General features: G+C 36.9%; 15 protein-coding genes and 1 other annotated feature. All 15 genes read right to left on the bottom strand.

Features of this window, described 5'->3' with window-relative positions:
* Positions 1-175: 175 nt before the first annotated feature.
* The 15 genes from rpoB to cysE all read right to left on the bottom strand — a co-directional run bounded on the left by rpoB (position 176) and on the right by cysE (position 13,015).
* Complete coding sequence (gene rpoB / locus ACQKP0_RS22365) at positions 176-3,733, bottom strand: DNA-directed RNA polymerase subunit beta (RefSeq protein WP_427408038.1); 3,558 nt, start codon at positions 3,731-3,733, stop codon at positions 176-178.
* Between the two features lie 248 nt (positions 3,734-3,981).
* Positions 3,982-4,584 carry a class I SAM-dependent methyltransferase gene (locus ACQKP0_RS22360; protein WP_427408037.1) on the bottom strand — a complete coding sequence of 201 codons (603 nt, stop codon included), beginning with the start codon at positions 4,582-4,584 and terminating at the stop codon, positions 3,982-3,984.
* Positions 4,585-4,673: 89 nt separating this feature from the next.
* Complete coding sequence (gene rplL / locus ACQKP0_RS22355) at positions 4,674-5,036, bottom strand: 50S ribosomal protein L7/L12 (RefSeq protein ID WP_427408036.1); 363 nt, start codon at positions 5,034-5,036, stop codon at positions 4,674-4,676.
* Between the two features lie 92 nt (positions 5,037-5,128).
* Complete coding sequence (gene rplJ, locus ACQKP0_RS22350; RefSeq protein WP_427408075.1) at positions 5,129-5,629, bottom strand: 50S ribosomal protein L10; 501 nt, start codon at positions 5,627-5,629, stop codon at positions 5,129-5,131.
* A 35-nt stretch (positions 5,630-5,664) separates the two neighbouring features.
* Positions 5,665-5,815: a sequence feature (ribosomal protein L10 leader region), on the bottom strand.
* 44 nt (positions 5,816-5,859) lie between these two features.
* On the bottom strand, positions 5,860-6,561 hold the full coding sequence (rplA, locus tag ACQKP0_RS22345; protein WP_427408035.1) for a 50S ribosomal protein L1: 702 nt from the start codon (positions 6,559-6,561) through the stop codon (positions 5,860-5,862).
* A 121-nt stretch (positions 6,562-6,682) separates the two neighbouring features.
* Positions 6,683-7,108, bottom strand: coding sequence for a 50S ribosomal protein L11 (gene rplK, locus ACQKP0_RS22340; RefSeq protein ID WP_427408034.1), 426 nt, complete (start codon positions 7,106-7,108; stop codon positions 6,683-6,685).
* A gap of 164 nt (positions 7,109-7,272) precedes the next feature.
* On the bottom strand, positions 7,273-7,806 hold the full coding sequence (gene nusG, locus ACQKP0_RS22335; RefSeq protein ID WP_427408033.1) for a transcription termination/antitermination protein NusG: 534 nt from the start codon (positions 7,804-7,806) through the stop codon (positions 7,273-7,275).
* A gap of 212 nt (positions 7,807-8,018) precedes the next feature.
* Complete coding sequence (gene secE / locus ACQKP0_RS22330) at positions 8,019-8,198, bottom strand: preprotein translocase subunit SecE (RefSeq protein WP_427408032.1); 180 nt, start codon at positions 8,196-8,198, stop codon at positions 8,019-8,021.
* A gap of 51 nt (positions 8,199-8,249) precedes the next feature.
* Positions 8,250-8,399 (bottom strand): 50S ribosomal protein L33, encoded by a 150-nt coding sequence (rpmG, locus tag ACQKP0_RS22325; protein ID WP_427408031.1) that lies wholly within the window; start codon positions 8,397-8,399, stop codon positions 8,250-8,252.
* Positions 8,400-8,542: 143 nt separating this feature from the next.
* Positions 8,543-9,151: an RNA polymerase sporulation sigma factor SigH gene (sigH, locus tag ACQKP0_RS22320; RefSeq protein WP_427408074.1), complete on the bottom strand. Its 609-nt coding sequence runs from the start codon at positions 9,149-9,151 to the stop codon at positions 8,543-8,545.
* Positions 9,152-9,262: 111 nt separating this feature from the next.
* Positions 9,263-9,772 carry an NYN domain-containing protein gene (locus ACQKP0_RS22315; RefSeq protein ID WP_427408030.1) on the bottom strand — a complete coding sequence of 170 codons (510 nt, stop codon included), beginning with the start codon at positions 9,770-9,772 and terminating at the stop codon, positions 9,263-9,265.
* Positions 9,773-9,774: 2 nt separating this feature from the next.
* Positions 9,775-10,518 carry a 23S rRNA (guanosine(2251)-2'-O)-methyltransferase RlmB gene (rlmB, locus tag ACQKP0_RS22310; protein WP_427408029.1) on the bottom strand — a complete coding sequence of 248 codons (744 nt, stop codon included), beginning with the start codon at positions 10,516-10,518 and terminating at the stop codon, positions 9,775-9,777.
* Positions 10,519-10,557: 39 nt separating this feature from the next.
* Positions 10,558-10,962 (bottom strand): Mini-ribonuclease 3, encoded by a 405-nt coding sequence (locus tag ACQKP0_RS22305; protein ID WP_427408028.1) that lies wholly within the window; start codon positions 10,960-10,962, stop codon positions 10,558-10,560.
* 3 nt (positions 10,963-10,965) lie between these two features.
* Complete coding sequence (cysS, locus tag ACQKP0_RS22300; protein ID WP_427408027.1) at positions 10,966-12,363, bottom strand: cysteine--tRNA ligase; 1,398 nt, start codon at positions 12,361-12,363, stop codon at positions 10,966-10,968.
* Positions 12,344-13,015: a serine O-acetyltransferase gene (gene cysE / locus ACQKP0_RS22295; protein ID WP_427408026.1), complete on the bottom strand. Its 672-nt coding sequence runs from the start codon at positions 13,013-13,015 to the stop codon at positions 12,344-12,346. The genes cysS and cysE overlap by 20 nt, the downstream gene beginning before the upstream one ends.
* Between the last annotated feature and the right edge of the window lie 322 nt (positions 13,016-13,337).

Raw genomic sequence — 13,337 nt, 5'->3', positions numbered from 1 at the left:
ATAAGGTGGCGTGAGTAAAGCTATGTTAGCGGCACTCCGTCCCCTTTTCCTTCATAAAAAGGCACTAGCGCCATTAAGTCCAAAGGCCATCACCTCCATGAGACGAAACCTAAGGGGCTTGGCGCTAGAGCAACATTAATTATTTTTAAATATATATTTCTAACTGATTAAAGGACTATTCTTTTGAAGCAACAATTTCAGATTCTTCTCTAGATTCCGGTGCGATATTTAAAGTATCGGCTTGACTTGCATCATCCTCATCCTCTAAATCACGCATTTCAATTTCTTGATCGTCACTAGATAATATCTTAACGTCCATACCTAAACTTTGTAATTCCTTAATCAATACTTTAAATGATTCTGGAACACCTGGCTCTGGTACATTTTCACCTTTCACAATTGCTTCGTATGTTTTTACACGTCCTACAACATCATCAGATTTAACTGTAAGGATTTCTTGTAGTGTATAAGCGGCACCATAAGCTTCAAGTGCCCATACTTCCATCTCACCAAAACGTTGTCCACCAAATTGTGCTTTACCACCAAGAGGTTGTTGAGTTACTAGTGAGTAAGGACCAGTTGAACGAGCATGTAATTTATCGTCAACCATGTGTGCCAGTTTAATCATATACATAATTCCTACTGATACACGATTATCAAACGGTTCCCCAGTTCGACCATCATATAAAATGGTTTTTGCGTCGTTAGCCATCCCAGCTTCTTCAATGGTATCCCAAACATCTTCTTCTGTTGCACCATCAAATACTGGTGTTGCCACATGAATTCCGAGGTATCTCGCTGCCATACCTAGATGTAATTCAAGCACCTGACCAATATTCATACGAGAAGGAACCCCTAATGGGTTTAACATAATATCAATAGGTGTACCATCAGGTAAGAACGGCATATCCTCTTCAGGAAGAATACGAGATATTACCCCTTTATTTCCGTGGCGGCCTGCCATTTTATCGCCTTGGTGAATTTTCCGTTTTTGAACGATGTATACACGAACCAATTGATTAACTCCCGGAGGAAGTTCGTCACCGTCTTCGCGGTTAAAGACTTTAACATCTAAAACAATTCCACCGCCGCCATGAGGTACACGTAGCGATGTATCTCTTACTTCACGTGCTTTTTCACCAAAGATGGCATGTAACAAACGTTCTTCTGCAGTAAGTTCAGTAACACCTTTTGGAGTTACTTTACCAACAAGTAGATCTCCGTCTTTTACTTCTGCACCAATACGGATAATTCCTCGCTCATCCAAATTACGAAGTGCATCTTCACCAACATTCGGAATATCACGAGTCATTTCTTCTGGACCAAGTTTTGTATCACGAGCTTCTGATTCATATTCTTCAATATGAATGGATGTATAAACATCATCCTTAACAAGCCTTTCACTCATGATAATCGCATCTTCATAGTTATAGCCGTCCCAAGTCATAAATCCAACAAGTACATTTCGACCTAAAGCAAGCTCTGCCTTCTCCATGGATGGACCATCACCAAGAACTTCGCCTTTTACAACTCGGTCTCCAACACTTACAATTGGACGCTGATTATAGCATGTTCCTTGGTTTGAACGAATAAATTTTTGCAGACGGTATTTATCTAAATCGCCTTTCACTTCTTGGCCATCCACTTCTTTTACTCGACGAACCCAAATTTCTCGAGCTTCTACATGCTCAACAATCCCATCATGCTTACAAATAACAGCTGCACCAGAATCTTTTGCTGAAACATGTTCCATTCCTGTTCCAACAATTGGAGCTTCTGGCTGCATTAAAGGAACAGCTTGACGTTGCATGTTCGCTCCCATTAACGCACGGTTTGAGTCATCATTTTCTAAGAAAGGAATACAAGCTGTCGCCGCAGAAACTACCTGTTTAGGAGATACATCCATATAATCGATTCGATCACGTTTTACAACTGTGTTTTCTCCTCTAAAACGAGAGATAACTTCTTCATCAACAAAGAATCCATCCTCAGATAATCTTGCATTCGCTTGGGCAACAACATAATTATCTTCTTCATCGGCAGTTAAATAATCGATATGATCTGTTAACGTTCCCGTTTCAGGATCTACACGACGATATGGAGTTTCAATAAACCCAAAGCGATTTACTTTTGCATAAGATGACAATGAGTTAATTAGTCCAATGTTCGGTCCCTCTGGGGTTTCAATCGGACACATACGCCCATAGTGCGAATAGTGAACGTCACGAACTTCCATCCCTGCACGTTCACGAGTTAAACCACCCGGTCCTAATGCAGAAAGTCTTCGTTTATGTGTTAATTCAGCCAGTGGATTCGTTTGATCCATAAACTGTGATAACTGTGAGCTACCAAAGAACTCTTTAATCGCAGCAATTACTGGTCGAATATTAATTAATTGTTGTGGTGTAATCGTGTTAATGTCCTGAATAGACATTCTTTCACGAACAACACGTTCCATACGAGATAATCCAATACGGAATTGATTTTGCAACAGTTCCCCTACAGAACGCAAGCGACGATTTCCTAAATGATCGATATCATCTGTATCACCGACACCATGTAGTAAATTAAAGAAATAACTAATAGAAGCAATGATATCTGCTGGTGTAATATTTTTTACACTTTCATCAACATAAGCATTACCCAATACATTTATCACTTTTTCCCCATCGTCAATTGGTGCATAGATTTTGATAGATTGTAGTACGATATCATCCTCTACCACACCGCCAACTTGTGGATAAACTTTAAATCCAGTGCCATTTTCTATGTTTGGCAAGATTTTATCTAAAGTCCGACGATCAAGCGTCGTTCCTTCTTCAGCGATTATTTCACCTGTTTCAGGATCAGCTAAGCTTTGAGCTAATCTCTGTCCAAAAAGCCTATTTTTCAAATGAAGCTTTTTATTAATTTTATAACGTCCTACATTTGCTAAATCATAGCGTTTCGGATCGAAGAAACGCGAAATTAATAAACTTTTCGCATTTTCTACAGTAGGAGGTTCACCTGGACGAAGACGTTCATAAATTTCTAATAACGCCTTTTCTGTACTTTCGGTATTATCCTTTTCAAGGGTATTACGAATGTACTCGTTATCTCCTAATAAATCGATGATTTCTTGATCAGAGCCGAACCCAAGTGAACGTAAAAGAACAGTTACAGGTAATTTTCTTGTACGATCGATACGTACATAAACTACATCCTTTGCATCTGTTTCGTATTCGAGCCACGCTCCACGATTTGGAATAACAGTAGCCGCAAAGCCCTGCTTTCCGTTCTTATCCATTTTTCCATTAAAATACACACTTGGTGAACGAACAAGCTGTGATACAATAACCCGTTCTGCCCCATTAATGATAAAAGTACCTGTCTCTGTCATTAATGGAAAATCACCCATAAATACATCCTGATCTTTCACTTCACCAGTCTCTTTGTTAACAAGACGTACTTTCACTCGAAGAGAAGCGGAAAAAGTAACATCACGCTCTTTACACTCTTCTACGGAGTACTTTGGTTCTCCGAGACTATAATCGATAAATTCTAATGATAGATTTCCTGCGAAATCTTCAATAGGTGAAATGTCCTGGAACATTTCTCTCAAACCCTCATCAAGAAACCATTGATACGAAGAGGTTTGAATTTCAATAAGATTTGGTAATTCTAGAACTTCGCTAATACGCGCAAAACTTCTGCGTTGGCGGTGTCGTCCATACTGAACAAGTTGACCTGTCAACTGATTCACCCCTCAAATCAAGCGTTTTGGTTGCGTTTACTATATCTTAATGCAGGACAACCAACCTGACATAAGACAAAAAGAAAAAGGGTTTTCTATAAAAACCACAATTTCCACATGACGAGCTATTATTTTATAAGTATTTTCCATAACACCAAAAATTTATACTTGACATATTGAAAATTGGCTATAATTATAGAAAATATCATATTGGCATTTTTTAATGCTAACACATTGTTTAATTAACGTCAAGATTTTTTAGCCTTTAAAATATAATATCCTTTATTTTTACCCACTAACTCTATTTCTTCAAATATTTCCTCTAACTTAGCTTTTGCGGATGGCGCTCCCTGTTTCTTTTGAATGACTACCCAGAGTTCACCTTGTGATTTTAAATAATTATAACTATTCACTAAAATATCATGGACAATGTTTTTCCCAGCTCGAATTGGCGGATTTGTTACGATAGCAGCAAATCCTGTTTCTTTTACATTTTCATACCGATCACTTTCATATATTTCAACGTTTTTCACATGATTATTCTCAGCATTTTCTTTAGCCAGTTCAAGTGCTCTTCCATTCACATCAATCATATGCATCATTCTATCAGAATGCATTTTTGCTATCGCAAGCCCAATAGGACCATAACCACATCCTACATCAAGGATCGGTCCATCAATCTCAGGCATTCGGAACATGTCAATTAATACACGCGACCCAAAATCTACTTCCTTTTTAGAAAAAACACCTTGATCTGCTTTAAATCTAAACATCTGTCCGCGAAGAGGGAAATCCCAATACACTGGACGACTTTCTATTTCTGGCTTACGGGAAAAGTAATGATTAGTCATCTTATCTCGTCCCCTTTTAAAGTTCAATTATTATAGAAATAGACAAAAAAAGCCCGCTTTAAACAGCGAGCTTTTTTAAATCGTGATGATTACTTAACTTCAACGCTAGCTCCAACTTCTTCAAGTTTAGCTTTGATTTCTTCAGCTTCTTCTTTAGCAACGCCTTCTTTAAGTGATTTTGGAGCGTTGTCAACAACTTCTTTCGCTTCTTTAAGGCCAAGACCTGTGATTTCGCGAACAACTTTAATAACTTTAATTTTTTGTGCACCAGCATTAGCAAGTACTACATCAAATTCAGTTTTTTCAGCAGCAGCTTCTCCACCAGCAGCACCAACTACAGCAACAGGAGCAGCAGCAGTTACACCAAATTCTTCTTCAATAGCTTTAACAAGGTCATTTAATTCAAGAACTGTCATTTCTTTGACAGCTTCAATGATTTGTTCTTTAGTCATTATGATATCCTCCTAAATTTTCATTATATTATTTTGTATAGTGTGTTTTAGAAATTTAACTTAATATAAACTAAGCAATTACTTTTATTATATTACGCGCCTTGTTCTTCTTTTTGATCAGCAACAGCTTTTGTTGCAAGAGCAAGGTTGCGGATTGGTGCTTGAAGAACGCTAAGCAACATAGAAAGTAAGCCTTCGCGAGATGGAAGTTCTGCAAGAGCTTTAATTTCTTCAACTGTCGCAGTATTGCCTTCAATCACACCTGCTTTAATTTCAAGAGCTTCGTTCTTTTTAGCAAAATCATTCAAGATTTTAGCTGGCGCAACTACATCTTCAGTACTGAATGCGATTGCGTTTGGTCCAGTTAAAGAATCTTCTAAACCAGATAATTCAGCTACTTCTGCAGCACGACGAGTTAAACTGTTTTTGTAAACTTTGAATTCAATACCAGCTTCGCGAAGTTGTTTACGAAGTTCAGTAACTTGAGCAACATTCAATCCACGGTAATCTACAATTACTGTAGATACGCTTGATTTTAATTTACCAGCAATCTCGTCTACGATTTGTTTCTTTTGATTAATTGCACTGCTCATCTTTACACCTCCTGTAAATTTAGATGAACACTTATACCGAAACATAAAAACCTCCATATCTCAAAGTAGACATGGAGGTTTAATGCAAATAGCCCAAATCGGCTATTATTATATATCGCATTACCTCGGTAGGGAATTAAGCTAAAAGATAGCACCTACTGTCTACGGTACAAATGTTATTTATTTTAACAACATCATTAATTGTATCAAAGATCATTAATGATGTCAAATTAGTTTTTAACAACAAATGATGAAGCGTCTACTTTTACGCCAGGTCCCATTGTTGAAGTAACTGAAATGTTCTTCATGTAAGTACCTTTTGCAGCTGCTGGTTTCACTTTCATCAAAGTATCAAAAATAGTTGTAAAGTTTTCAACTAATTTATCAGTATCAAATGATACTTTACCAACCGGAACATGAATATTACCCGCTTTTTCAACACGGTATTCAACTTTACCAGCTTTGATTTCGTTAATAGCTTTAGTTACATCAAATGTAACTGTTCCAGTTTTAGGGTTTGGCATTAAACCTTTTGGTCCAAGAACACGACCAAGTTTACCAACTTCACCCATCATATCAGGAGTTGCAACGATAACATCAAATTCAAACCAACCTTGGTTGATTTTATTAATATATTCGCTATCTCCTACATAATCTGCTCCAGCTGCTTCTGCTTCTTTCGCTTTTTCACCTTTAGCAAATACTAATACGCGTTGTGTTTTACCAGTTCCATTAGGTAATACAACTGCTCCACGGATTTGTTGGTCCGCTTTCTTAGGATCTACTCCAAGACGGAAAGCAACTTCAACAGTTGCATCAAATTTAGCAAAGCTTGTTTTCTTTACTAATTCAATCGCTTCACTTACAGAATAAGCTTTTGTGCGATCTACTAATTTTAATGCTTCAACGTACTTTTTACCTTTTTTAGCCATTCAAATTTTCCTCCTCGAATGTGGTTTTAACGGATTAACCTCCCACGAATAAAGGTTGCGAGCAGTTTCAAATTCTAGCATCGCAACCCCGTCGGATGAAAAACCAATTTTTTTACATGGATTAATCTTCGATTACGATACCCATGCTGCGTGCAGTACCTTCTACCATACGCATTGCCGCTTCAACACTTGCAGCGTTAAGGTCAGGCATTTTTGTTTCAGCGATTTCACGCACTTTGTCGCGTTTAACAGTCGCTACTTTTTTACTATTAGGTTCACCTGAACCTGATTCGATTCCAGCTGCTTTTTTAAGTAAAACTGCAGCAGGTGGGGTTTTTGTGATAAATGTAAATGAACGGTCTTCAAAAACCGTAATTTCAACAGGGATAATTAAACCAGCTTGGTCTGCAGTACGAGCGTTAAACTCCTTACAGAATCCCATGATATTTACACCAGCTTGACCAAGTGCAGGACCAACCGGTGGAGCTGGGTTTGCTTTACCAGCAGGAATTTGTAGTTTTACAATCTTCACTACTTTTTTAGCCACGAGACACACCTCCTTAAAGTCCGTGATGTGGTAATAGGGGTTTCCCCTCCCACTCCTAACAGAAAAATCTTTATTATTAATAAAGATATATATGTTTGTTCAGTAGCAAATACTGACCTAAAGAATTTTACCATTCTTAATGGCAAATTTCAAGTTGTTTCAAATTATATTTTATCAATCTGTGCAAAAACTAGATCTACTGGTGTTTCTCTTCCAAACATATTAACCATAACTTTCGCTCTGCCTTTATCACGGTCAATTTCCTCAATTTTCCCTTCAAAGTTTGCAAAAGGTCCTTCTTTAACGGTAACAGTTTCACCGATTTCAAAATTAACATCCACTCGTTTTTCTTCCATACCCATATGTTTTAGAATCACTTTCACTTCATCAGGAAGAAGTGGTGTCGGTTTAGACCCAGATCCTGCTGAACCAACAAAACCGGTAACTCCAGGTGTATTCCGTACAACGTACCATGAATCATCCGTCATAATGATTTCTACTAAAACATAACCTGGGAATACTTTCCTCTTCGTTACTTTCTTTTTCCCATTTTTTACTTCTGTTTCCTCTTCTTCAGGAACAACCACACGAAAAATTTTATCTTGCATTCCCATTGATTCTACTCGTTTTTCCAAGTTAGCTTTTACTTTATTTTCATAACCAGAATACGTATGGACAACATACCAATTCTTTTCCATTTATAAGGACTAACGTCCGTCCCTCCCTAACTAATGTAAAATATTACTTTATCTAAAGGCTTTGAGATGTTATTAGTAACAACAATATTGTTTTAACAAAGCCTTCCCAAAATAAAAAACCCGTTAACCGGGCTAAAAAATGCACTTATTATTTCCATTATACCATGCATCGACATATGTTATTCAACACAAAGATTCAAAATCTATTTATTTTACTTTAAAATCCATTTTATCAGTGATGATATGCCTAAATCAACTACCATAAAAAATACTGCTAAAATTACAACTGTTGCAATTACTGTAATCGTGTAGCCAGTTAACTCCTTCTTTTTGGGCCAACTAACTTTTCTCATTTCACTTGATACGTTTCGAAAGAATTTCGTAATCGACATGTTTTGTGACCTCCGGCATGATATGGTTAGCATTTAAATATTTTAGAAGCTCTACTTTGTTTCGCGATGAACAGTATGGGTTTTACAATACTTGCAGAACTTTTTTACCTCTAACCGTTCACTATCTGTTTGTTTATTATAAATGGTCGAGTAATTTCTCGAACCACATTGGGCACATGCTAGTACTATTTTTCTTTGCATCCAGAACACCTTATTACTCTTTCTATTAAAAAAATATCTGCTACTCTAGGTTAGCATGAATTTTATAGATTTACTCTATTAAATAACTCTATCTTGTTTAAAAAGTAACACGCAAAATCTAAATTTGTCAATAATAGGTTTAATTATGAACTGAATTCACGGACTTCCAAGTAGCGTTCTAGTTTGCGCTTTACTCTTTGAAGTGCGTTATCAATCGATTTAACATGTCGATTTAGTTCTTCAGAAATTTCTTGATAGGATTGTCCATCTAAATACAAGGCCAATACCTTTCTTTCTAAGTCACTTAATAACTCAGAGATTTTCCCTTCGATATTTCCATATTTCTCACGGTTGATAATTAGCTCCTCAGGATTCATAATTTTTGCTCCAGAAATTACATCCATAAGGGTTCGATCAGATTCTTCATCATAAATAGGCTTGTCAAGAGAAACATACGAGTTCAACGGTATATGCTTCTGACGGGTGGCTGTTTTTATTGCTGTAATAATTTGACGAGTTATACATAACTCTGCAAAGGCTTTAAATGAAGTAAGCTTGTCCTCTTTATAATCTCGAATGGCCTTATATAGCCCAATCATACCTTCTTGAACTATATCCTCTTTATCAGCACCAATTAAAAAATAAGAGCGAGCCTTAGCTCTTACAAAATTTCGATATTTTTGGATAAGATAATCCAAAGCCTCACTTTCCCCTTTATGTACTAACTCGATCAATTGCTCATCTTCCATCATCACATAATCCTCGTTATGTGTTACCTCAATGTTTAGGTTCACATGAATCCCCCTGACCGCACAAAGCAATAGATAGAAATATTATACATTACAGAATTTTCAAGCGTCAACTCATTGTTTTCCTCTTCGGAGTTTTTCGAAAAATTCTTCAACATCTTTGCTAAGTGGAATTCTCGAAGCAGGTTTATACTCATGTATTTCCTTTACACTTTTTTCGATTTTTTTATGAATCATGTTTACTTCATTTAATAACTCCCTTGCTGATATCCGAAGAGCACCTTGTCCAAAAATGGCCCATTGTTCTGTGTAATCAGAAGTTGCAACATGGACTTGTGTTCTCCGGTTATTTAGTTGAATGGCCAGCTTTTCAATACGCTCATCTGCTGATTCATTTTCTTTTGTAAAAATGACTTCCACCTTATGCTGATGGTATAATTTCTCCAACCCTTTCACATATAGTGCATCAAATACAATAATAACCCTATAACCTGTATAGCCTTGATATTCTGCCATTTTTTCAATTAATCGATCCCTAGCATGACTTAAATTTGTATTTTTTAATTTTCTAAGCTCTGGCCACGCACCTATAATGTTGTAACCATCAACGAGCAGAATATCCATCATTATTCCCCTTGAGGATGGCGTTTTCGATAAACCTCATAAATTAATAAGCTGGCAGCGACAGAAGCATTGAGAGACGTAACATGACCAACCATTGGTAAATGAATAAGGAAATCACAATTTTCTTTAATCAAACGACTAATTCCTCTTCCTTCGCTACCTATTACAAGTGCTAAAGGCATTTTTCCATCCATAGTACGGTAATCTTGACTCCCCTTTGCATCCGTACCAAAAATCCATACTCCCCGTTCTTTTAACTCCGCAATCGTTCTAGCTAAATTTGTTACCCTCACAACTGGGACATATTCTATTGCTCCTGTTGAAGCTTTTGCAACTGTTGCAGTTAATCCAACAGCTCTTCGCTTAGGTATAATTACTCCGTGAACACCTGCTGCATCAGCTGTTCTTAATATTGATCCAAGATTATGCGGGTCTTCTAATTCATCAAGTATGAGAAAGAAAGGATCTTCCTGCTTCTGTTCAGCACGCTTAAATAAATCATCTAATTCTGCATACTGATAAGCTGCAACTAAAGCTACAACTCCTTGGTGGTTTTCTTTTACCATTTGGTCAATCTTCTGTTTTGGTACATATTGAACCAACACTCTTGATTGTTTGGCAAGCTGTACTATTTGCTGCATTTGCCCCTTCACTGAACCTTCTGAAATCCAGATTTTATTAATATCTCGTTTAGATTTTAGAGCTTCAATGACCGGATTTTTTCCAGCGATATATTCTTGTTCCATGATTTTAAACCTCCTGCTTCTAGTGATTAAGTACGATGATTATTGTTCTACTGTTTCTATAGCCATTGAAATAACTCGTTCTAATCGATCGAAATTCTTTGTTAAATAAAGGTGACCTATTAGTGATTCAAACCCAGTGCTATGATTATACGTTTGAACATCCGTATTCTTTGGAACCGATCCAGATTTAGCATTTCTTCCACGCTTTACGATGACTTTTTCTTCTTCTGTTAATACATCTTGTTCTAAAAAACTCTTCAAAATACTTGCTTGTGCTTTAGCAGAAACGAATTTTGTCGCTTCCTTATGCAGCTGATGAGGTTTGGTTTTTCCTAGGTGGAGAAGGTGATGCCGTATATATACTTCATATACCGCATCCCCCATATAGGCAGCCGCAAGACTATTAATCTGCATAACATCTACAGTTTCTTGTATTTCTTTCATTGTCTATCCTCTTCTCCATCTAATTCCTTGCGGTGTATCTTCTAGGATAATATTCATTTCTTTTAATTGATCGCGAATAGCATCAGCCAAGGTAAAATCCCTATCTTTTCTAGCTTGAATTCTTTTTTGGATTAATTCTTCAATTTCCTCATCGAGTAATTCTTCGGATTCCAGCTTTAATCCTAATACACCAAATAAATTTTTGAATTCATCTATGAATGTATTTAATACTTTTTCCGAAGTGTTCTTTTCACGTAAATAATAGTTAGCTTGCTTGGATAAATCGAATAAAACAGAAATCCCATTTGCCGTATTAAAATCGTCATCCATTTCACGAATAAACTCATTATGATAATATTGGATTTTTTCAAGCCATTCTTGATCATTTTCAGTTAAATTTGAACTGCTTTGTAAACGGTGCTTCATATTTTGATAAGAGGTTTTTAACCTTTCTAATCCGCTGCCTGCATTCTCAAGTAATTCATCACTGTAATTAATCGGATTACGATAATGGACTGCAAGCATAAAAAATCTTAGTACTTGTGGATCATAGTGTTTAATAATCTCATGAACTAGGACAAAGTTCCCGAGAGATTTGGACATTTTTTCATTATTAATATTAATATATCCATTATGCATCCAATACTTAGAGAAAAGCTTCCCGGTGTAGCTTTCCGATTGGGCAATTTCATTTTCATGGTGTGGAAACGTTAAATCTTGCCCACCAGCATGAATATCGATTGTATCTCCTAAATATTTTCGAGCCATCGCTGAGCATTCAATATGCCAGCCCGGTCTCCCCTTCCCCCATGGACTTTCCCAGTAGATTTCTCCTTCTTTCGCTGCTTTCCAAAGAGCAAAGTCCAGTGCATCCTCTTTCTTTTCTCCTACTTCAATACGCGCACCTGATTTTAATTCATCAATTGATTGATGTGAAAGCTTTCCATAACCATTAAAGCTTCTTGTTCGGTAATAAACATCTCCTGCAGATTCGTAAGCATACCCTTTATCGATTAGTGTTTCGATAAATTCGATAATGATATCCATATTTTCAGTTACTCTTGGATGAACATCTGCCGTCTTGCATCCCAGTGCAGAAACATCCTCAAAGTATGCGTCGATAAAACGGTCAGCAATAGTTGGCACATCTTCACCAAGTTCTTTAGCCGCTCTGATAAGCTTATCATCAACATCCGTAAAGTTTGATACGAAATTTACATCAAAACCACGATATTCTAGGTAACGTCGGACAGTGTCAAATACAATAGCTGGTCTTGCATTTCCAATGTGAATGTAGTTGTAAACGGTTGGACCGCAAACATACATTTTTACTTTGCCTTCTTCTAGAGGGATAAACGGTTCCTTTTGTCTCGTTAGCGTATTATAAATTTGAATAGTCATGTGTTTGTTCGACTCCTTCCTCTTTTAACCGAGCTACTTCTGTTTGTAATTGATTAATTTGATTCTCTATTGCAGAACATCGATCTGCAACAGGATCTGGTAAATCACTGTGATTTAAATCTTTCTTTATTTTTATTCCATCGCGTATAACTACTCGTCCCGGTATTCCTACAACGGTTGAATTAGGAGGGACCTCTTTAAGTACTACTGATCCGGCTCCAATTTTTGAATTTTCCCCCACTGTTATGGAACCAAGGACTTTTGCTCCTGTCGCAATAAGTGCATTATCTTTAATAGTGGGATGTCGCTTCCCTTTCTCTTTACCGGTACCTCCTAATGTAACACCCTGAAATACGGTTACATTATCTCCTATTTCACATGTTTCGCCAATAACGACTCCCATTCCATGATCGATAAAAAAGCGACGTCCTATTTTGGCTCCAGGATGGATTTCAATCCCTGTAAAGAATCGGCTAACTTGTGAAATCACTCGAGCAATAAAGAAAAACTTTCTTTTATATAAACTATGAGCTACTCGATGAGCCCATATTGCATGTAATCCAGAATAGGTAAGAATAACTTCAATATAACTTCTTGCAGCAGGATCTTGTTCAAACACCACTTCTATATCTTCTTTCATACGTCTAAACACACTAACCACTCCTTTCCTTAGTATTAGTAAGAAAGCATGTTTTCATAATTTGAATAGAAAATTCGAAATCCGCTTTGCAATAGAGCTAGACAATAAAAAAAGCACCTCTGAATAGACAGAGGCGCTTCTACGCGGTTCCACTCTGTTTGAATACAATAAGTTTATAAAACTTATTAGATCCCAACTTTGGCCTTTTTAACGATAGGTAACCGCCTATTCCTACTAGAAATTGCTCCAAAAGTTCGTTCGGAATAAGATTCAGAGGTGCATTTCACAAAACGAGGGGCTTAAACCACTTTCAGCCGGTGATGGTTCTCTCTTT

It is taken from the genome of Heyndrickxia sp. NPDC080065, from assembly GCF_050281185.1.
GTDB lineage: Bacteria > Bacillota > Bacilli > Bacillales > Bacillaceae_C > Heyndrickxia.
Note: the sequence above shows the minus strand (reverse complement) of the source record. Positions and strands in the feature narration are given on the sequence as shown.

What these genes read in the sequence shown, in the direction of transcription:
- ACQKP0_RS22360 (WP_427408037.1), bottom strand. Translation starts at nt 4,584, where the DNA reads ATGACTAATCATTACTTTTCCCGTAAGCCAGAAATAGAAAGTCGTCCA.
- rplL (WP_427408036.1), bottom strand. Translation starts at nt 5,036, where the DNA reads ATGACTAAAGAACAAATCATTGAAGCTGTCAAAGAAATGACAGTTCTT.
- rplJ (WP_427408075.1), bottom strand. Translation starts at nt 5,629, where the DNA reads ATGAGCAGTGCAATTAATCAAAAGAAACAAATCGTAGACGAGATTGCT.
- rplA (WP_427408035.1), bottom strand. Translation starts at nt 6,561, where the DNA reads ATGGCTAAAAAAGGTAAAAAGTACGTTGAAGCATTAAAATTAGTAGAT.
- nusG (WP_427408033.1), bottom strand. Translation starts at nt 7,806, where the DNA reads ATGGAAAAGAATTGGTATGTTGTCCATACGTATTCTGGTTATGAAAAT.
- secE (WP_427408032.1), bottom strand. Translation starts at nt 8,198, where the DNA reads ATGTCGATTACGAAATTCTTTCGAAACGTATCAAGTGAAATGAGAAAA.
- rpmG (WP_427408031.1), bottom strand. Translation starts at nt 8,399, where the DNA reads ATGCAAAGAAAAATAGTACTAGCATGTGCCCAATGTGGTTCGAGAAAT.
- sigH (WP_427408074.1), bottom strand. Translation starts at nt 9,151, where the DNA reads ATGATGGAAGATGAGCAATTGATCGAGTTAGTACATAAAGGGGAAAGT.
- ACQKP0_RS22315 (WP_427408030.1), bottom strand. Translation starts at nt 9,772, where the DNA reads ATGGATATTCTGCTCGTTGATGGTTACAACATTATAGGTGCGTGGCCA.
- rlmB (WP_427408029.1), bottom strand. Translation starts at nt 10,518, where the DNA reads ATGGAACAAGAATATATCGCTGGAAAAAATCCGGTCATTGAAGCTCTA.
- ACQKP0_RS22305 (WP_427408028.1), bottom strand. Translation starts at nt 10,962, where the DNA reads ATGAAAGAAATACAAGAAACTGTAGATGTTATGCAGATTAATAGTCTT.
- cysS (WP_427408027.1), bottom strand. Translation starts at nt 12,363, where the DNA reads ATGACTATTCAAATTTATAATACGCTAACGAGACAAAAGGAACCGTTT.